General features: G+C 62.6%; 22 protein-coding genes. 9 read left to right on the forward strand and 13 right to left on the reverse strand.

All coding sequences use genetic code 11. The features are described 5' to 3' along the window. Positions 1–39 precede the first annotated feature (39 nt). On the forward strand, positions 40–1,440 hold the full coding sequence (locus AB8A23_RS14830) for a caspase family protein (protein ID WP_439059288.1): 1,401 nt from the start codon (positions 40–42) through the stop codon (positions 1,438–1,440). Positions 1,441–1,447: 7 nt separating this feature from the next. Here the strand turns inward: AB8A23_RS14830 and AB8A23_RS14835 are convergent, their stop codons facing one another. Next, positions 1,448–1,687 (reverse strand): PilZ domain-containing protein, encoded by a 240-nt coding sequence (locus AB8A23_RS14835; RefSeq protein ID WP_089265685.1) that lies wholly within the window; start codon positions 1,685–1,687, stop codon positions 1,448–1,450. Between the two features lie 227 nt (positions 1,688–1,914). Between AB8A23_RS14835 and AB8A23_RS14840 the strand changes: the two genes are divergently transcribed. Then, positions 1,915–2,208: an HdeA/HdeB family chaperone gene (locus AB8A23_RS14840; RefSeq protein WP_414716866.1), complete on the forward strand. Its 294-nt coding sequence runs from the start codon at positions 1,915–1,917 to the stop codon at positions 2,206–2,208. A 146-nt stretch (positions 2,209–2,354) separates the two neighbouring features. Beyond that, entirely contained in the window at positions 2,355–2,636 is a 282-nt protein-coding gene (locus AB8A23_RS14845; protein WP_120291323.1) for a hypothetical protein, read from the forward strand. An 89-nt stretch (positions 2,637–2,725) separates the two neighbouring features. On the opposite strand, the gene AB8A23_RS14850 is transcribed toward AB8A23_RS14845, so the two are convergent. Next, on the reverse strand, positions 2,726–2,935 hold the full coding sequence (locus tag AB8A23_RS14850; RefSeq protein WP_068735723.1) for a DUF6894 family protein: 210 nt from the start codon (positions 2,933–2,935) through the stop codon (positions 2,726–2,728). A gap of 294 nt (positions 2,936–3,229) precedes the next feature. On the opposite strand from AB8A23_RS14850, the gene AB8A23_RS14855 reads away from it, so the two are divergent. The 3 genes from AB8A23_RS14855 (at position 3,230) to AB8A23_RS14865 (ending at position 4,078) form a co-directional block, all read left to right on the forward strand. After that, positions 3,230–3,397 carry a hypothetical protein gene (locus tag AB8A23_RS14855; protein WP_439059285.1) on the forward strand — a complete coding sequence of 56 codons (168 nt, stop codon included), beginning with the start codon at positions 3,230–3,232 and terminating at the stop codon, positions 3,395–3,397. Next, positions 3,379–3,537, forward strand: a complete 159-nt coding sequence (locus tag AB8A23_RS14860; protein WP_439059283.1) for a hypothetical protein — start codon at positions 3,379–3,381, stop codon at positions 3,535–3,537. The genes AB8A23_RS14855 and AB8A23_RS14860 overlap by 19 nt, the downstream gene beginning before the upstream one ends. Positions 3,538–3,640: 103 nt before the next feature. After that, on the forward strand, positions 3,641–4,078 hold the full coding sequence (locus AB8A23_RS14865; protein WP_439059281.1) for an acyl-CoA thioesterase: 438 nt from the start codon (positions 3,641–3,643) through the stop codon (positions 4,076–4,078). A 40-nt stretch (positions 4,079–4,118) separates the two neighbouring features. Here the strand turns inward: AB8A23_RS14865 and AB8A23_RS14870 are convergent, their stop codons facing one another. The 4 genes from AB8A23_RS14870 to AB8A23_RS14885 form a co-directional block, all read right to left on the reverse strand. Then, positions 4,119–4,346 (reverse strand): hypothetical protein, encoded by a 228-nt coding sequence (locus AB8A23_RS14870; RefSeq protein WP_068735728.1) that lies wholly within the window; start codon positions 4,344–4,346, stop codon positions 4,119–4,121. Between the two features lie 164 nt (positions 4,347–4,510). Further along, a complete protein-coding gene (locus AB8A23_RS14875; RefSeq protein WP_439059279.1) occupies positions 4,511–4,867 on the reverse strand; it encodes a hypothetical protein in 357 nt (118 codons plus the stop codon). A 16-nt stretch (positions 4,868–4,883) separates the two neighbouring features. After that, positions 4,884–5,297 carry a hypothetical protein gene (locus AB8A23_RS14880; protein WP_231079946.1) on the reverse strand — a complete coding sequence of 138 codons (414 nt, stop codon included), beginning with the start codon at positions 5,295–5,297 and terminating at the stop codon, positions 4,884–4,886. Positions 5,298–5,474: 177 nt separating this feature from the next. Next, complete coding sequence (locus AB8A23_RS14885) at positions 5,475–5,945, reverse strand: hypothetical protein (RefSeq protein ID WP_175366528.1); 471 nt, start codon at positions 5,943–5,945, stop codon at positions 5,475–5,477. On the opposite strand from AB8A23_RS14885, the gene recA reads away from it, so the two are divergent. Beyond that, positions 5,935–7,038, forward strand: a complete 1,104-nt coding sequence (gene recA / locus AB8A23_RS14890) for a recombinase RecA (protein ID WP_089265133.1) — start codon at positions 5,935–5,937, stop codon at positions 7,036–7,038. The genes AB8A23_RS14885 and recA overlap by 11 nt on opposite strands. A gap of 184 nt (positions 7,039–7,222) precedes the next feature. Here the strand turns inward: recA and AB8A23_RS14895 are convergent, their stop codons facing one another. The 5 genes from AB8A23_RS14895 to AB8A23_RS14915 all read right to left on the reverse strand — a co-directional run bounded on the left by AB8A23_RS14895 (position 7,223) and on the right by AB8A23_RS14915 (position 12,965). After that, complete coding sequence (locus AB8A23_RS14895) at positions 7,223–8,236, reverse strand: ABC transporter ATP-binding protein (protein WP_439059276.1); 1,014 nt, start codon at positions 8,234–8,236, stop codon at positions 7,223–7,225. Further along, positions 8,233–9,222, reverse strand: coding sequence for an ABC transporter ATP-binding protein (locus AB8A23_RS14900; RefSeq protein WP_439059274.1), 990 nt, complete (start codon positions 9,220–9,222; stop codon positions 8,233–8,235). The genes AB8A23_RS14895 and AB8A23_RS14900 overlap by 4 nt, the downstream gene beginning before the upstream one ends. Positions 9,223–9,247: 25 nt before the next feature. After that, positions 9,248–10,186 carry an ABC transporter permease gene (locus AB8A23_RS14905; RefSeq protein WP_439059272.1) on the reverse strand — a complete coding sequence of 313 codons (939 nt, stop codon included), beginning with the start codon at positions 10,184–10,186 and terminating at the stop codon, positions 9,248–9,250. A gap of 9 nt (positions 10,187–10,195) precedes the next feature. Continuing rightward, positions 10,196–11,176 carry an ABC transporter permease gene (locus tag AB8A23_RS14910; RefSeq protein WP_149531197.1) on the reverse strand — a complete coding sequence of 327 codons (981 nt, stop codon included), beginning with the start codon at positions 11,174–11,176 and terminating at the stop codon, positions 10,196–10,198. A gap of 181 nt (positions 11,177–11,357) precedes the next feature. Beyond that, the gene (locus AB8A23_RS14915) at positions 11,358–12,965 is read right to left on the reverse strand and encodes an ABC transporter substrate-binding protein (protein WP_439059269.1); all 1,608 of its coding nucleotides are present in this window, start codon (positions 12,963–12,965) and stop codon (positions 11,358–11,360) included. A 253-nt stretch (positions 12,966–13,218) separates the two neighbouring features. Here AB8A23_RS14915 and AB8A23_RS14920 point away from each other — a divergent pair, with 253 nt between their 5' ends. Together AB8A23_RS14920 and AB8A23_RS14925 are read left to right on the forward strand one after the other, a co-directional pair. Next, complete coding sequence (locus tag AB8A23_RS14920) at positions 13,219–14,472, forward strand: NAD(P)/FAD-dependent oxidoreductase (protein ID WP_439059267.1); 1,254 nt, start codon at positions 13,219–13,221, stop codon at positions 14,470–14,472. 116 nt (positions 14,473–14,588) lie between these two features. Beyond that, positions 14,589–14,840 carry a DUF6489 family protein gene (locus tag AB8A23_RS14925; RefSeq protein WP_068735746.1) on the forward strand — a complete coding sequence of 84 codons (252 nt, stop codon included), beginning with the start codon at positions 14,589–14,591 and terminating at the stop codon, positions 14,838–14,840. 6 nt (positions 14,841–14,846) lie between these two features. On the opposite strand, the gene AB8A23_RS14930 is transcribed toward AB8A23_RS14925, so the two are convergent. Beyond that, complete coding sequence (locus AB8A23_RS14930) at positions 14,847–15,824, reverse strand: alpha/beta fold hydrolase (RefSeq protein WP_439060522.1); 978 nt, start codon at positions 15,822–15,824, stop codon at positions 14,847–14,849. Between the two features lie 166 nt (positions 15,825–15,990). Continuing rightward, positions 15,991–19,224, reverse strand: coding sequence for a bifunctional cytochrome P450/NADPH--P450 reductase (locus AB8A23_RS14935; protein WP_439059265.1), 3,234 nt, complete (start codon positions 19,222–19,224; stop codon positions 15,991–15,993). Positions 19,225–19,228 lie beyond the last annotated feature (4 nt).

The raw sequence follows: 19,228 nt of genomic DNA on the forward strand, positions 1-19,228 counted from the left end.
TCCGTCGCGCGAGCCGGCCCGGGCCGGGGAGACTGTTCGATGGTTCGTCCTGTCATTCGCAGCGCGATCGTTGCAGCCACGGTGATGCTTGGCTCGCAAGCCGCTTTGGCCGAGAGCCGTCTGGCGCTGGTGATCGGGCAGTCCTCCTATCGGTCCATCGCGCCGCAGCCCAATCCGGTCAATGACGCCAAGGCCATGGCGCAGATGCTCGGCGATGCCGGCTTCGAGGTGCAGTCGGCCACGGACCTGTCGCAGACCGATCTGCGCGCCAGGATCGCCGGCTTCGCCGCCAATGTGTCCGCCAAGGGGCCCGACACGGTGGCGCTGGTGTTCTATGCCGGCCACGGTTTGCAGATCGACGGCGAGAACTATCTGGTGCCGGTCGATATCGATCCGAAGCGCGAAGCCGATATTCCACTGCAGGCGGTGCGCCTCAACGACATCCTGAACACGCTGACATCCGTACCGAGCAAGAGCCGCATCATCCTGCTCGATGCCTGCCGCAACAATCCGTTTCCAGCCATCAGCAAGACCACCGGCCGCGGGCTCGCCCAGGTCGACGTGAAATTCGGCACGCCCGGCACGTTGCTGTCCTTCTCGACGTCGCCCGGCGCCGAAGCCGAAGACGGCAAGGACGGCAACAGCCCCTATACCATGGCGCTGCTGAAGGCGGGGCGCGAGCCGGGCCTGCCGATCGAGGATGCGTTCAAGCGCGTGCGACTGTCGGTCAATCAGGCGACCGAAGGTCGTCAGACGCCGTGGGAGAGCTCATCGCTGGTCAATGACTTTCGCTTCTTTGGCACTGATGCCGGCGCCAAGCCCGCCGTGACCAAGAAGACCGTCGATCAATGGCGCAAGGAGCTGCAGGGCAAGCCGGTGCAGGACGCCAACAATCTGATCGTCTCGGATGGGTCGGTGGAAGCCTATGAGGCCTTTGTCGGCCTCTATGCCGAGCCGCCGCTCGGCCCGCAGGCGAAAGAATGGCTCGACCGTCACTACAAGATGGTGGCGTGGAACAACGCCGTCATCACCAACACCGCGCCGTCCTATCGCGACTTCCTGGCGAAATATCCCGACAGCGATCTGACATCGACCGCGCAGAAGCTTGAGGAGCGCACGCGCAACAGGCCGGTGCCGGATGCGGTAGCGAACGCGCCGACCAATGTCGCATTGGCCGGACCGGGCCTGACATGCCCGTGCGGTGCGCCGCCCGCAGCAGCGCCTGCATCGAAGAAGGCCGAGAAAGCCACCGAGCCTGCGAAGAAGCGCGCCGACAAGCCATCGCCACCGCCGCGGCGCAGCCGTGAGATCGTCGAGGAAGAGGTCATTATCCGCCGTGCGCCGCCGGTCTATTACGAGCCGCTACCGCGCGTCTATTACGGCGGTGGAGGCTATGGCGGTTACGGCGGCGGCAACTATGGCGGCCGCGGGCGCTACTGACGGGCGCCTACTCGAACGCCACGCCAAGCTGGCGGTCGTTATTCCAGACCGGACGGCAGCGGCGGATGAAGTGATCCGCCTCGATCACCAGCATGAAATTCGAGGGCAAGCCGAGCGGGCTCGCGATATCGACACGCGCGCCAGAGGCCGAGAGGTTGCGGACGGTGCAATCGATACCGCCGCCGCCAAAGGCCAGCGTGCCGCGCTTCAGAACCCGGTGTCGTGGAGCCGTTCGTTTCTCGATCATGGTCGTCGTCCGCATCGTCTGCATGCGCCATGCCTAGCACCGCGATCTTGCCGGCCGATAAAGCCGATTGCAGAGATTCTGACCCGCCTGTTCATCCTTCGTGAAGTTCTGGAGGATCAGAAGATTTCATAAAAATATCAAATCAAGGAAATGGACTCCATGATACCGTCTGGCCGTTGGACGCTCAGCCAGCCATCGGCCGGCGTCATTTTTCGGGGAAGGGGACCATGATGAAATTCGCCTGCGCGTTTCTGACTGCCGCTGCCATGTTCTCTGCCGCGCCGGCCCAGGCCGTCGTGCTCGATCTGTCCACCATGTCCTGCAAGCAATTCGTCGAATCCGGTCCCGACGAGATCAAGATGGTGCTGACCTGGATGGACGGCTGGTACAAGGGCGACTCGGACGATGCGATCATCGACACCGAGGTGTTCGTCGAGAACGCCAAGAAATTCGGTACCTATTGCGCGGCGCACCCGACCATCAGCATCGTGACGGCCGCGGAGAAAGTGCTGGGCGACTAGGCTCCAGTCCGGGCCAGCGCCCGGGTTTCCCGGTTTCCGAAGGTTTCAACCTGCGTGAGGCACGACGGGGTGCCTTGCGTCAGGCGCTTGGCGTGCCCGAATGGCCAGTGGTATAACGCCTCCGAAATTCACGGAGCTTTGGTGCCATGAAACGATCCAGCAAACTATTCAGCGTCGTCGCAGTGCTCGCGCTTTTGACCGGCCCGGCCGCCGCGCAGATGATGAACCTGATGCCGGAGGTGAAGTCCAAGTCGGCGGAGGAGAAGGAGCAGGACGCGATCACCGAGAAGGCGTATCGCGAGTCGCTGCGCAAGATTCCCGACACCAAGGCCGCGGCCGATCCATGGGGCAATGTGCGCAGCGATGCGCCGAAGGCGGCTGCACCCGCGAAACAGCCGCGCACCAAGACCGGCAGCGCTGCGAATTGATCAGGTGATGACCGTGGCATCGGCGGCCCGTGCCGCCAGCGCGCAAATGGACTGAAGCCCGCGCGCGGCCACTGACATATGCGCCTGTGTCAGTTGCTCCAGGACAGCGGCACTTCGAACAATCCGCCGCTGTCTTCGTTCTCGACGACGATCGCGCCCTTCACGACGCCGATACTGCGCACCATCTCCGATGCAAGCTGACGTGCGTGCAGCATCGCTTCCTGATCGTCCTTGAAGCTCGTCCCTTCATCGTCGAGGAACGTGTTTTCGGCGATAATATGAAAGAAAAATCGAGGCACGGGAAACGACCACATCTGGCGCGCGTGTAAATGGCTTGCAGCACCTGAGGTTGCTGTAAGACAATGATACCGCTAAACCAACTTGTTCCGTGCGTCGATAGAAATGTGCAAAATTTGCGGCAAATAAACGTTTTTTTTGGCAGGCAGTTCTCGTGCAGGGATCCGCTTTCGGAACCGTGATGCATCTCTGGGTCGTCATCGAAGGCGGCCATGGTATCGGGCGCCATAGATCGTTGCGGTATGATTAGGTGAGATGCAGGCGTCATCCGGCCGCAGTTTCACATAGGGGCCATCATGTTGTCGGCCGATATCGTCTTTGCGTGTGCTCTGGTCGTGATGATCGGGTGCAACCTCTATGGCGAGCCGCGGATTGCAGGTGAGCGCGTTGCGATGCAGTGGGGCTTCGACGGCAAGCCGACATGGGATGCGCCGAAGCGGAGGGCATGGTCGTTTTTATGCTGACGGTGCGCCTGATCATCTGGACGGCGACGACCTTCGCACCGGAGAAGGTTCACGGCGCCAATCTCGGACTCATGTTGGCGTCGGTGATCATCGCAGCGTCGCATAGTTTCATTGTGCTGAAAGCAATCAAGCGGACCTGAGTTGCGGCATGACGTCTCCCTGCGGCGGCTGGCTTCGCCGCGCAAGAGAGGCTAGGGGAGCGTAAGGGCGGAGAACGAAGCCGCCGTCACAGGCGAGGGGCATATGTCACGCGATCGGTTCTGGTTCTTCCACCCGTTTCGGGTGCGCTATTCCGAGATCGACGGCCAGGGCGTCGTGTTCAACGCGCACTATCTCACTTACTTCGATACGACCATCACCGAATATTTTCGTGCGCTCGGCTATGACCAGTTTGCCGATGCCAAAGTGAGCGGCGTCGACTTTCACGTCGTCAAATCGGTGATCGAATACAAGGCGCCGATCCTCTTCGATCAGGAGTTGGACGTCGCCGCGCGCGTGGCGCGGATCGGCAACTCCAGTCTGGTGTTCGAACTCGGCATCTTCGCGCGCGCAGCCGACAGTCTGTTTGCGACGGGCGAGATCGTCTGGGTCAATACCGATCAGAAGACCCATCGTCCGGTACCGATCGCGCAGCCGATCCGCGACCTGATCGCCACGCGCGAAACGCATCTCGCGGGATAAGTCACAGGTGCCATGGGCCCGGTGCGCTGCACCGGCGACTCTAGGCTGGCTCGTCCAGATCGTAGAAATGGGCGAGCCCCCGGCAGATCTCCATCAACCGGTCGCGAAAGGGGGTCTGTGCCGGATCCGAGTAACTGACGATGACGCGCCAGCTGTCATCCAGCGAATAGATGATTACGCTCATGTTCTTGGGCCATGGCCCGGCGATTGCGGCGGCTTCTCGAATGATCTTCTGAAGTTCGGCGGCGGTTTTCTTTGGCTTGGGCATCCACGCTCCCTGGCTAGAAGCGTTCTAAAGTGGCGGCGGGGAACTGTCCAGAGTGTGCCGGGCTCGCAGTTTGTGTGACCCGACTTGCCTGTCTTGGGTGACCCCGGCGGCCGGCCCGTTCAAACCGCCGCACTGACCAAAAGAGGCCGCGCCCCGAGGCGGCCTTACCTTGGCAACGTTCCCAGATCGCCCGATGAAGGCCTGCCCAGGGCAACGAATGCTGCGACCGCCAGAAGGCAGACGGGCGCAATCAGACCGAGCAGGTATCCGGCAAGACCGTGCCGAATATAGATGCCCCAATAGTTGACGAGGCCGGGGTAACTGGGGTCGGTGTTCGTATAGAAGACGACAAATTTTGCGGCGTTGGATATGTGCCCGTGTGACCACACGAGAAATGTAAATGCCAGCACGGTTGCGATCACGCAGAGTGCTGTTGCCACGACCATGCGCTGATTTCTGTTCATCGGATATCTCTCGCTGACTTCACGCCCGTTGTGCAGGAAAGCTGCACGCAGGTTCAAAGGAGGAAGACTCGCCTCATGCACCGCTATGGGGTGCTTCGCTGCGCGTCAGGAACCAGCCTGGGATCTGCAGCGTGATCCATGATCCGAGCACCGTGAGGATCGCCATGCCCGCGAGCGAGATATAGAGCAGAGGATGTTGCGAGGATACGAGCGACCCGTTGAGGTGCAGGTGCGGGCGGATCATGTCCATGACCATGCCGACCAGGCTCGCCGCCACGAAGCCGCCGATGACCGACGCGACAATACTCGCGATCCATCCAAGCGGGCCGCGCTTCTTTGTCCAGGCCTCGTGAATTCCCACCGCCAGCATGGCGATAACCATGATCAGCATGATGGTCAGCGGGCCACCCACGCTCGACCTGGGCATCGCGCCACTGAGTTCGACGAGCAACAGGGCAGCGGCGGAGAGCAGTGCGATCGTCTTCACGGCGTGTGACCTTCCCATGTCGGATTGAACGCATGAGCGATGCGGACATCCTGTTGTGCGGGAAACGTGCAGGAAGGTTCAAAAGTGGCTCGATTAGTCCAAATCGGGTGGCTGTCGTTTTTGAACGATATCGACGAAGATGACTAAGAATGAAAGAGGCCGCCCACTGAGGCGGCCTTAGTCCCATTCAACCGGCCCCCATGGTTGTTGGTCGGCCCAATCCTTCGCCTCGTCGAGGGTGTGGTGGCTCCCTCCCGTGAGGTCGCACGTATAAACGAGTCCATCTGGCGTTTCTGGAATCGGACGGCTTTCGTCCAATTGGTCATCGTTGTCATATCGAGACGACGCAAACCGCACGGGCTGGGCGTAGATAGCAATCCGCCTAGGGGCGGTTCGGTCGTAAAGCCAAATCCCAGTTGCAACGATTTTTTTCTCTGCGGTCATTTTTTCATAATAGGCCACAGCCGAAATCAAACTAGGCCACTGAGGGTCAAAACAGGCAGTACCCAAATTCCCAAAAGAACATATTGCGAACATAGAACAGATAGGGTACATTGTTTTCAACCCGAACAGCACCGCTATCCTCTGGCGCTTGCCGTTTGTCCTGTCGCGAATCCCTTCATAAGGAGCTAGATCAATGGCTACCACTCCGACTGCCCTGCGTATCGTTGAAGGATCCTCCATGGACAAGACCAAGGCCCTGTCGGCCGCGCTCTCCCAGATCGAGCGCCAGTTCGGCAAGGGCTCGGTGATGAAGCTCGGCAAGAACGACCGGTCGATGGACATCGAGGTGATTTCGTCGGGCTCGCTCGGCCTCGATATCGCGCTCGGCGTCGGTGGCCTGCCGAAGGGCCGCGTGATCGAGATTTACGGACCGGAATCCTCGGGCAAGACCACTTTGGCGCTGCATTGCGCCGCGGAAGCCCAGAAGAAGGGCGGCATCTGCGCCTTCATCGACGCCGAACACGCGCTCGACCCGGTCTATGCCCGCAAGCTGGGGGTCAATGTCGATGAACTCCTGATCTCGCAGCCGGACCACGGCGAACAGGCGCTGGAAATCGCCGACACGCTGGTGCGCTCCGGCGCGGTGGACGTGCTGATCATCGACTCCGTGGCAGCGCTGGTGCCGCGCGCCGAACTCGAAGGCGAAATGGGCGACGCGCTGCCCGGCCTGCAAGCCCGTCTGATGAGCCAGGCGCTGCGCAAGCTGACCGCCTCGATCAACAAATCCAATACGATGGTGATCTTCATCAACCAGATCCGCATGAAGATCGGTGTGATGTATGGCTCGCCGGAAACCACCACCGGCGGCAATGCGCTGAAATTCTACGCCTCGGTCCGTCTCGACATCCGTCGCATCGGCGCGATCAAGGAGCGCGACGAAGTAGTCGGCAATTCGACCCGCGTCAAGGTCGTGAAGAACAAGCTGGCGCCGCCCTTCAAGCAGGTCGAATTCGACATCATGTATGGCGAAGGCGTCTCCAAGATGGGCGAGATCCTCGATCTCGGCGTCAAGGCCGGCATCGTCGAGAAGTCCGGCGCCTGGTTCTCCTATGACAGCCAGCGCCTCGGTCAGGGCCGCGAAAATTCCAAGGCCTTCCTGAAAGCCAATCCGGACATGACCGCCAAGATCGAAGCATCGATCCGGCAGAATTCCGGCCTGATCGCCGAGCAGATTCTCGCTGGTCCCATCGAGCGCGACGAAGACGGCGGTGACGGCGAGGAGCCGGCAGAAGATTGATCGGATCGGGTCCGGAGACGCACTGACGTTCATGCGCAGTGATCTTGCCGGACCGACCTTGCAGCCGACAGTGTCGGCTGAATGATTTCGCGGTGGGTGCTGTGGGGGTCTGTTGCCGATACCCTGCGGTGCCTGCCGCGTTGTCGTTTCAGGGCATGCTGATCTGAGTGCGCGCCGATCGCAACTATAGCCGCGCGGCGGGGACAGCATCGCTTGGCGGCGCGATCAGTTTGTTCACCGCATGACAGGCGACGCCGTCGACCAGATCCGGCACGACTTTGCGACAGAGATCGAACACTTCCGGGCAGCGCGGATGAAACGTGCAGCCGGAGGGCGGATCGATCGGATTCGGAATCTCGCCGGAGACCGCGATGCGTGCGCGGCCTGACATCGCCAGATCCGGCACTGCGCCGAGCAGCATGCGCGTATAGGGCATGCGCGGCGCGCGGAAGAGTTCGCGCCCTTCCGCAATCTCCACGATTCGGCCGAGATACATCACGCCGATCCGGTCAGCCATATGCCTGACCACAGCAAGGTTGTGGCTGATGAACAGATAGGTCAGGCCGAATTTGTCCTGCAGCTCGCGCATCAGGTTGAGAATCTGCGCCTGCACCGAGACATCCAGCGCCGAGGTCGGCTCGTCGCAGACGATGAACTCGGCCTCCGAGGCGAGTGCGCGGGCAATCGCGATACGCTGCCGCTGCCCCCCGGAGAACTGATGCGGATATTTCTGCCCGTCATCGGGATGCAGGCCCACCAAAGTCAACAATTCGCCGACCCGCGCGCGAATGTCGCGCTCGCCCTGAATGAGATCGAAGGCGCGGATCGGTTCGGCGATGATGGCGTCGACGCGCAGCCGCGGATTGAGACTGGCATAGGGATCCTGGAAGATCATCTGGATGCGCTTGCGCAGCAGCTTGCGCGCGCCCGCCTGTCCGGGATCGCTCATCGAGACGCCGTCGATGATGACGTCGCCGGATGTCGGCGGCAGCAGCCCGACCACCATCCGCGCCACCGTGCTCTTGCCTGAGCCGGATTCGCCGACCAGCGCAAAGGTCTCGCCGCGCCTGATCTCGAAGGAGACGCCGTCGACCGCTTTCAGAAACTCCATCGGGCTGCGCTCGATCATCCGGTTAAGCCAGGGCTTCGAGACGTCGAAGGCGCGTTTGAGATTGCGTGCCTGCACCAGCGCCGTCATGCCGCGCTCTCCGCATGGGCATGATCGTAGAGATGACAGGCGACCTGCTGCGCGCCGACGGCGATGGGCTCCGGCCGCTCGATACGACAGCGGTCGAACGCAAAACTGCAGCGCGGATTGAACGCACAGCCCTGCGGAATGGCCGACAGCCGTGGCATGCTTCCCGGAATCTGCACCAGCCGTTGCGACGCGTCGCCCGTCAGCGTCGGGATCGCCCCCATCAGCCCCTTGGCATAGGGATGCAGCGGGTTCTGCACCACGTCGCGCACCGGTCCGATCTCGGCGATGCGCCCGGAATACATCACGGCGACGCGGTCGGATGTCTCGGCGATCACGCCCATGTCGTGGGTGACCAGCATCACCGCCGTGCCGTGGTCGCGGCCGAGTCGTTTGATCAGCGCAATGATCTGCGCCTGCACGGAGACATCGAGCGCGGTGGTCGGTTCGTCCGCGATGATCAGTTCGGGCTCGGCCGCGATCGCCAGCGCGATCACCACACGCTGCCGCATGCCGCCGGAAAACTCGTGCGGATAGGCATCGACGCGCTTCTCAGGCGCGGGGATGCCGACCTCGGCCAGCAGGTCCACGGCGCGCTTGCGTGCCTGCGTCTCGTTCATGTTGAGATGGGTGCGGATGGTCTCCACCAGCTGGTCGCCAATCCGATACAGTGGATTGAGACTGGTCAGCGGATCCTGAAAGATCATGGCGATGCGCTTGCCGCGAATCCGGCGCATCGCCTCCGCCGGCAGATTGTCGATGCGCAGGCCCGACAGCAGGATCTCGCCGCCGGCAATGCGCCCGGGCGGATCGATCAGGCCGATGGCTGCAAGTCCCGTCACCGATTTCCCGGCGCCGGATTCGCCGACCACGCCCAGCACCTCGCCCTTGGCGATATCGAAGGACACACCGTCGATGGCACGTAGCGCGCCGCGCCGGCTGGCGAATTCGACGCGCAGGTTGCGCACGGAGAGGACGGGCACGCTCATGTCGGGCACTGTGTGATGTGAGGCATCATTGCAGCTTCGGGTTCAGCGCATCGCGCAGCCAGTCGCCGAGCAGGTTGATCGAGAGGATCAGCGAGGCCAGCGCGAGGCCGGGAAAGGCGATGACCCACCATTCGCCGGAGAACAGATAGTTATTACCGATGCGGATCAGCGTGCCCAGCGACGGCATCGTGTCCGGCATGCCGGAGCCGAGAAACGACAGCGTCGCCTCGGTGATGATGGCGAGCGCGAGATTGATGGTGGCGATCACCAGGATCGGCCCCATGGTGTTGGGCAGTACATGGCGGATCATGATCACCCGCGCGGGCAGGCCGATCAGCTGCGCCGCCGCGACATAGTCCTTGTTCTTCTCGACCATCACCGAGCCGCGCACGGTGCGGGCATATTGCACCCAGAAACTCAGCCCGATGGCCACCACCAGCACGATCAACGTGGTCGAGGCATCGAGATGATTGCCGAGCGCCGACTTCACGACGCCGTCGATCAAGAGCGCGATCAGGATCGCTGGAAAGGTGAGCTGCACATCGGCAATGCGCATGATCAGGCTGTCCACGGCGCCGCCGACATAGCCGGCGATCAGGCCGAGCCCGATGCCGAGCACCGCCGCGAAACTGACGCCAAGTACGCCGACCACCAGCGAGATCCGCATGCCGTAGAGGATCGCCGAATAGATATCGCGACCCTGTTCGTCGGTGCCGAGCAGGAACGGCCTCTGGCCCTCCGCCGTCCAGAGCGGCGAGATGCGGGAATTGATCAGTTCGAGCTGCGCCGGATCGAACGGATTCTGCACCACCAGCACAGGCGCAAACAGCGCCATCATCAGCAGTACGAACACGATCGCCGCGGCGACCATTGTGAGCCTGGAGCGGCGGAACGAATAGAAGATGTCGCTGTCGATGGCGCGGGCGAGGAGCGACGGTGTGCGGGGGAAGGGCGCGTCGGTCATGTCACCCTCTTATGCCGGACGGTTGATTGTCGCGCGCAAGCGCGGATCGACGATGGTGTAGAGGATGTCCACAATCAGGTTGATGGTGACGAAGATCAGCGACACCACCAGGAGATAGGCCGCCATGATCGGGATATCGACATTCTGCACGGCCTGCACGAACAGCAGTCCCATGCCCGGCCACTGGAACACCGTCTCGGTGATGATCGCAAAGGCGATGACCGAGCCGAATTGCAACCCGGCCACGGTGATGACCGGCACCAGCGTATTCTTCAGTGCATGGCCGAAATGGATCGCCCGGGTGGTCAGGCCGCGGGCGCGGGCGAAGCGGATATAGTCGGTGCGCAGCACTTCCAGCATCTCGGCGCGGACGAGGCGCATGATCAGCGTCATCTGGAACAGGCCGAGCGTGACCGATGGCATGATCAGCGCCTTCAGGCCGGAGATTGTCAGCAGGCCGGTGGTCCACCAGCCGAACTTGACAACATCGCCGCGCCCGAAGGAGGGCAGCCAGCCCAGAGTGACCGCGAACAGATAGATCAGCAGAATGCCGATCAGGAAGGTCGGCAGCGAGATGCCGATCAGCGATACCGCCTGCAACACCTTGGCGAAGAACGAATCCTTCCGCAGCGCCGAATAGATGCCCATCAGGATGCCGAACACCATGGCAATCACGGTGGCGCAGGTGGCGAGCTCCAGCGTCGCCGGCATGCGCTCCTTCAGCAGCGCCGAGACCGGCTGACGAAACTGGTAGGAGACGCCGAACTTGAACTGCACGGCATTGATGAAGTAGCGCGCAAACTGCACCGGGACGGGGTCGTCAAGGCCGAGCGATGCGCGCACCTCGGCGCGCTGCGCCGGCGTGGTGTCGATGGCCACCATCTGGTTCACGGGATCGCCGGCAAAGCGGAACATGGTGAAGGCGATGATGCCGACGGCGATCATCACACCAATGGACTGCAATGCGCGGCGCAGGATGAAAGCGAGCATGGGCTATTTCGCTTTCTGTTATTGAAACATCTGGGACCTCATGGTGAGGAGGCGCTTCTTCAGCGCCGTCTCGAACCATGAGATAATGCAGGCCACCATCCTTCGAGACGCGACGAAGGCGCCGCTCCTCAGGATGAGGACTGAGATCGGGGCGACCTGGCCTTCCACGCGGATGCCAAACCTATTCCGACTTCACCGCCCAGTATGGCAGGACCTGATTGTCCGGGCGCTGCACGATCTTCACCTTCTTGGAGACGCCCCAGGCCAGCGCCTGCTGATGCAGCGGGATATAGGCCCAGTCCTTGGCGGCGATCTCATAGGCCTGTTTGATGAGCTGGTCGCGCTTGGCGGTGTCGGTCTCCTGCAGCACCTGGTCGGTGAGGGCGTCGAACTGCTTGTTGCAATAGCCGCCGAGATTGGTGGCGCCGCGCGGGCTCGCAGGATCGTCGCGGCAGCCCATGATGTCATGCATCACATTGTGCGAATCCTGCGTGCCCGGTGTCCAGCCGAGCAGATAGAATGAGGTGTTGAAGCCGCCGGTCTTGAACACCTTGGCAAAATACAGCGCCTTCGGCTGCGCGTTCAGGATCACCTTCACCCCGATGCGCGCGAGCATGCCGACCACCGCCTGGCAGATCGCGGCGTCGTTGACATAGCGATCGTTCGGGCAATCCATGCCGACTTCGAAGCCGTCGGGATAGCCGGCATCGGCCAGCAGTTTCTTGGCGCCGTCGGCGTCGTATTTCGGCCGCGTGAAGTCGCCGGAGAGCTTGAACAGCGGCGGCGCGATCATCAAAGCGGATGGTGTCGACAGGCCGCGCATGACGCGGCTCTTGATCAGTTCGATGTCGATGGCCTTGTAGAAGGCCTCGCGGACGCGGATGTCCTTGAACGGATTCTTGCCCTTGATGTTCGAGAACAGCAGCTCGTCGCGAATCTGGTCCATGCCGAGGAAGATGGTGCGCAGCTCCGGCCCGGCCATCACGGCGGCGTTGGCTGACCCATTGACGCGGGCGATGTCCTGCACCGGCACCGGCTCGATGATGTCGACTTCGCCGGACAGCAGCGCCGCGACGCGGGTGGCGTCGGAGGCGATCGGCGTGAAGATGATCTCCTTGAGATTATGCTCGGGCTTGCCCCACCAGTTCGGATTGACCTTGAAGACTGTCTTCACGCCCGGCTGATGGCTTTCGATGGTGAAGGGGCCCGTGCCATTCGCATTCAGTGACGCGAAGCTTGGCGAGGTCGCCGCGGCAGGCGTCGGCGCGTTGGCATTGTTCGCTTCCGCCCATTTCTTGTCCATGATGTACCAGACGTCCCATTGCGACGTCAGGATGGGATTGGGCTTGGTCAGCACGAAATCGACGGTGTAGTCGTCGATCTTGAGCACCTTGGCATCGGCCGGAATGACCGTCGTGAAGTCGGAGCCCTTGGCGCGCACGCGGTCAGCGGAGAACACGACATCATCGGCCGTGAAGGGATCGCCATTGTGGAATTTGACACCCTTGCGCAGATGGAAGCGCCAGCGCGTCGGCTCCGGTGTTTCCCAGCTCTCGGCGAGCGCCGGGATGATCTGCAGATCCTTGCCGCGTCCAACGAGGCCTTCATAGACCTGGCCGTGATGGGCGATCGTCGTGGTCTCGCGCAGCGTATAGGGATCGAGCGATTTCAGGTCGCCCTGATTGGCATAGCGCAGCGTTTGTGCGGAAGCGGGCAGCGTGGGGGCAGAAAATGTGGCGAAGGCAATCAGCGATGCAGCGGCGGCAATCAACGTCTGACGGATCGACATACTGAGCTTCTCCATTGCATTGCCGCGATTGCATCACCACGCGGCCGCCCGACAGTTGAGCGAGTGTCACATTGTTGGCGGAGATTGCTGGCTGCGCAAGCAGCATTTGTCAGCTATGCGCTGCACAATGAAGTGGCTGGCGCAATCCTTGCTAGGATTGGATATAAGCAATTCTACGCATTGCGTGCGTGCATCATTCGGTCACGACACAGCGCTAACAGAACCGCCAGAGCGGCAAGATTTCGGAGCAGGAATGGCGGAACTCAAGGCTGATGTGCTTGTGCTCGGCGCAGGTATGGTCGGTGTGTCGGCGGCGCTGCATCTGCAGGCGCGCGGCCGCAACGTGGTGCTGGTCGACCGGCATGAGAAGGCCGGCGAGGAGACGAGCTATGGCAATGCCGGGCTGATCCAGTGCTGTTCGGTTTTTCCCTATATGCTGCCGCGCGACCTCACCAAGCTGTTTAGATATGCACTGAACCGCGCGCCCGAGGTTCACTATCATCTCAACGCGCTGCCCGGCATGGTGCCATGGATCGTCAGATATTTCCTGAACTCGTCGCCTGAGGGAGCACTCCGCAGTGCGATGGCGGCGCTGCCGCTGATCCAGCGCAGCCTGACCGAGCACGAGGCGCTGATCGCGGAGGCCGGCGTGCCGGAGCTGCTGCGCCGGATGGGATGGATCAACGCATTTCGCTCCGAGGCTACGCTGGCGAAAGGCATTGCGGATCTCGAACGCCATCGCGCCTATGGCGTGCCGGGCGACGTTCTGGACGCCGCCGCCATTGCGGAGCAGGAGCCGAACCTGTCCACCGATTTCGCCGGCGCCATTCACTGGACGTCGCCGGGCTTCGTGCCCGATCCCGGCGGCCTCGCGAAAGCCTATGCCGCACTGTTCATCCGCAAGGGCGGTCGCTTCATTGCCGCCGACGCGCGGACGCTGGAACAGAGCGACGGCAAATGGCGCGTGGCCGGGCCGAACGGGGCGCTGGTCGCGCGCGATGTGGTGGTCGCGCTCGGGCCATGGTCGGATCAGGTGTTTCGGCCGCTCGGCTACAATATCCCGCTCAAGAGCAAGCGTGGCTATCACATCCATCTGGCGCCATCTGGCAATGCGGTGCTGCGCCATCCGGTTCTCGATGCCGATCGCGGCTATCTGCTGGCGCCGATGAATCGCGGCATCCGGCTGACCACCGGCGCCGAGTTCGCGCTTCGCGATGCGCCGCCGACGCCGGCGCAGATCGAGCGGGCGCTGCCGATCGCACGGCAGACCTTCCCGCTCGGCAATCCCGTCGAGGCGAAGCCCTGGATGGGCGCGCGGCCATGCCTGCCGGACATGCTGCCGGTGATCAGTAAGGCGCCGCGCCACAAGGGCCTGTGGTTCGATTTCGGCCACCAGCATCATGGCTTCACGCTGGGGCCGGTGACCGGCCGTCTAATTGCGGACATGGTGACGGGCGTCACGCCCTTCACCGATCCCAAGGCCTTCGCGGCCGAGCGTTTCGGCTGACATCTCGCAACTGCAATGTAGATGTCACATCGCTTGCATCGGGCAGGCGTCAGCGGCGATACTGCCGCTGCGCCGCCATGTTCGCGTGAGCGGCCGGTTTGCCTCAGGAGCTGATAATGAAAGTGATCGTCACCGTGGACTGTACGCCGCTTGAGGCGCGCGAATTCCTGGGGCTGCCTGATGTGCAGCCGATGCAGTCGGCGATGATGGATCAGATGCAGAAAAAGATGATGGACAACATCGACAAGTTCTCGCCGGAGTCCATCATGCAGAGCTGGTTCTCGTTCGATCCGAAGATGGGCGAGCGCTTCCAGGAGATGTTCGCCAACATGGCCGGCCTCGGTGTGAAGCCGAAGGACAAGAAGTAGGCGCGCTCAGCCCGCGCGGCGCGCGTTGGCCTGCAGCGGCTGCTGCAGCTTTGCCCCGTGCGCATGCCGGGAGATGGCGTCGATCACCAGGGACCACATCGAGATCGGCAGGGCATGGCCCATCCGGTCGACCATCATCAGCTTGGCGCCGGGAATCGACGCGGCCGTGTCGCGGCCGGCGGCCGGATGCACCAGGGGATCGATCTTGCCGTGGATCACCAGCGTCGGCGCGGTGACCGTGGCGAGTCTTTCTTTACGGCTGCCCGAAGCCAAAATCGCGCGGAGTTGCCGACCGACGCCGGCCGGGCTCAAGCCGCGGGCATAGGTCCGCTCGGCGCGGTCGAGATCCCTGGCTTCGTCATCCGGGAAGCTGCCGACCCGCAGGAACAGCCAAGTCTGCTTGAAGCGTTCGAGGAACGCTTCGTAACCGGTCGGCTGTGGCTTCAGCAGCAGCAGTGACACCGCGCGGCTCGGCTGCGGCAGGCGCGGATTGCCGGTCGTCGACATGATCGAGGTCAGCGAGCGCAGGCGCTCCGGATAGGCGATCGCCATTTCCTGCGCGATCATGCCGCCCATCGATGCGCCAACCACATGCGCGGAGCGGATGCGCAACACATCGAGCAGGGCCACCACATCGGTCGCCATGTCGCTCAGCTTGTAGGGGGCGGAGACGGGCGTACCGAGAAAGCGCAGCTTGGCCAGCTCGAACAGAGTGAACGGCTTGCCGCCGGCCATCTTGGAGGACAGGCCGATGTCGCGGTTGTCGAAGCGGATCACGCGAAAGCCATTGCTGGCCAATTCGCGGCAGAAGTCGTCGTCCCAGTGAATCATCTGGGCGCCGAGGCCCATGATCATCACCATCGGTTCCGCGTCCGAATAGCCGAAGATATCGTAACAGATATCGATCCCGTTCGCGCGCGCCAGCTTTGGCGGCTCGTACGGGACATCAATCGGTTCGGGGGATCGGGCGGAACGTGGGCTCATGTCAAACATATGACACGGAAAGTCTCTGCGAAAAAGTGACAAGCGCGTCATGCGCAAAACAAATCGTCGCAGCGATTAATGAGAGATTGCGCGTATGGCAATTGTGACAGCGCGCGCGGGCTTTTGTGACAGCGATTGTGACAATGGAACTGGTATCAGCCTCTCGCTAACTCCCGGCCCAGACGTCGAGCACGTAGCGATTGCGTGTGCCGAGGTCGTCGATCCAGGTCAGCGCCGCAGTCTCATCGCCGCCGCTGCGCTCGCGCTGGATCATCATCAGCGCCGCTTTCACGTCCGGCTCCATCTTGCCGCCGTCGCCGCAGACATAAGTAATGGCGCCCTGCTGGATCAGATCCCAGACGCGGTCCTTCTGCTGGGTGATGAGGTGCTGCACATAAGTCTTCGGCGCATCGCCGCGCGAGAAGGCGGTGTGTAGTTCACAGATACCATCGGCGGCGAAACCCTTCAGCTCCTCGGCATAGAGAAAGTCCTGATCGGGATGGCGGCAGCCGAAGAACAGCAGCGCAGGGCCAAGCGTAGCACCTTGCGCCTTGCGTGCGGCGCGTTCCTGCAGGAAGCCGCGGAACGGCGCGAGACCCGTGCCCGGTCCGATCATGATGAGCGGCACAAGGGGATCGGCGGGCAGGCGGAAGCCGGCCTTGGTCTCGCGCACGATCGCATGCACGGTATCGCCGGCGCGGCGGCCGCTGAGATAGTTGGAGCAGACGCCGCGATAGATACCGCGGCCCGAATGCGCCGGGCCTTGAACGACGGCTGTGGTGACGCTGCAGCGTGACGTCTCGCCTTGCGGTGACGACGAGATCGAGTAATAGCGCGGCGCCAGCAGCGACAGCATTTCCAGATAGGTGTGGAACGGCAATTCGCAGGCCGGATGTTCCTCGAGCAGATCGAACACCGATTTGCGTTTGGCGAGGATGTCACTGCGATAGCGCTCGCTTGCAGCGGGATCGTCGCCGACATAACCGAGCAGTTTCGGTTTGGTCATCGGGCAGCGGGTGTTCTCCGCCATGATCTGGATCTGCTTGCGGGTGGCGACCTGCTGCAGCTCGACGAACTCTGTCAGCAATCGGCCGACTGAGACGACATCGCCGACCGGCAATTGCGCGCGGCGGCCCGTCGCGACCTGCAGCCGGATCTGGTCGTCCGGCAGGAAGCCGAAACGACGCGCGACTGCATCGACAAGCGCCGGATCGTTGCGCGGCACCACGCTGAGGTGGTCGCCGACGCGGTAGCTGGTCCCGGCAGGCAGCTCGATCTCGATATGACGTGTCGAGCGATCGGACGCACCGTTCTGCAATTCCCTGTTGCCCAGCACCTTCATCGGGACCACGCCGCCGAGGGCGACGACGGTGTTCACCGCGCTCGGCGCGACAGGTTCGATCTGATAGAGCGGCGCATCGTCGGCGCTGCGCTCGAAGCCGGTGTCGAGGCCGAATTCCTTCACCGCGAGCGGGCGCAGTTTCGCGAACCAGTCCTCGAACTGGCCGTCGAGATCGTCGCGCGCATCGCCTTCACCGCGCACATAGGCATTGGTCGCGCCATGTTCACGCAGTCTGTCGTCGATGGTGCGCGGGATGGACTGATAGGTCGCCAGCCAGTCGCTGTTGCCGCAGCCGAACACGGCGTAGCGCACCTTGGCAAAGGCGTCCTTCGGCAGGTCGGTGCCGAGCCAGTTGACGAATTGCGTGGCGTTATCGGGTGCCGCGCCGTTATAGGACGCGCAGAAAATGAGAACGCCGCCCTCGGTCGGCAGTTTGCCGACAAAGTCATCCAGCGGCGCGAGTTTGGTGGCGAAGCCATTGACTTCGGCGAGATCGGCGACGCGTGTCGCCAGTTCCTCGGCGGTGCCGAGATTGGAGCCATAGAGCACCAGCAGCGGTGTGTTGTGGCTGGGCCGCGCGCGACCCGTGGCAACCGACGCGAGTGGCGCGGCAGCCGAGGTGGCCGCGCTTGTGTGTCCGGCATAGGCGCTGCGCTCATGATCGTGGCGCGGGCGCACCTTGATCTTGAAACCGTCGGGCTTGATGGTCAGCGTTTCCTTCAGCACCATCTGGTAGCGCTTGTGGTCCGTCATCTTGAAGCGCTGCAGGATCATGCCGAGCGCCAGCGCAGCTTCGTGCATGGCGAAACCACGGCCGATACAGGCGCGCTGGCCGTTGCCGAACGGTTTCCAGGCGTTGATCGGCCGCGCCGCTTCGGCTTCCTTCGAAAAATTTTCGGGATCGAAGGCGTCGGGATTGGGTCCCCACACCGAGGGATCGCGATGCAGCGCCAGCACCAGGATGGTGACGAAGGTGCCCTTGCGCAGCTTGTATTTGCCGCCGCCGATGGTCTCGTCCTGCACCGGCGCGATGCCATAGGCCGGTGCCGGCGGCCACAGCCGCAGCGACTCTTTCAGGATCTGCGTGATGTAATGCAGCTGCGTAACCTGCTGATAGGTCGGCTTGGCATTCACATCGGGGCCGAAGACACGGTCGACTTCCTCATAGGCCTTCTTCAGCATCTCCGGATGTTTCAGCATCGCGTAGATCGCGCATGACAGCAGACCCGACGTGGTCTCGTGGCCGGCGATCAGGAAGGTGTTGATCTGGTAGCGGATGTTGACATCGTCGAGCTGTTCGCCGGTCGCGCGGTCGACGCCGGTCATCATGGCGCCGAGCATGTCCTTCTTGGCCTCGGTCGCCTCGGCATTCTTGCGGCGCTCGGCGATGATCTCGTCGACCATGGAGTTCATGAAAGCGACGTCGCCGGCGAGATCGCGGCGGCGCTTCTGCATCCACAGGCTTTCCAGCGGCAGGCCGCGGGTCATCATGATGGTTTCGAGCGAGCGCACCAGCGATTCCACGAAGGGGTGGTAGTCGCTCCGGTAGAACGAGTTGAAGCGATAGTCGAAGCCGCACAGGCCGATCGTGTCGAGGGTCAGCGCCGTCATGTCATGGACGACGTCGATCTCCTCGTCGGTGTTGAGGCGTTCCCATTTCTTCACCAGCTGCTCGGCGATATCCACCATGCTCGGGTGATAGGACTGCATCGCGCGGTTGCCGAAGGGCTGCAGCAGGATGTTGTGCGCCTTGGTCCAGTTCGGCTCTTTCGTGTCCGCCGTGAACAGTCCGTCGCCGCCGACGGCGCGCACCCGGCGCAACGCGCCGCGCACCGCCTTGTCGAAGCGCTTCTCGTCGCTGAGCTCGTCCACCAGATCATGGCCGCCGACGATCACGATGGGCGAGCCCATCATGTCCAGCCAGAAGATCGGCCCGAGCTCCTTGGCCAGCCGCGCCAGATCCTGCACCGGCGCATTGGCGTCCAGCGACAGCATGTTGCCCACCACCGGCTTCTTCGGCGGATGCGGGATCGGGGCGAGTTTGTTGGTGGAGGACATTCTC

It is taken from the genome of Tardiphaga sp. 619_E2_N8_4, assembly GCF_051810905.1.
GTDB lineage: Bacteria > Pseudomonadota > Alphaproteobacteria > Rhizobiales > Xanthobacteraceae > Tardiphaga > Tardiphaga robiniae.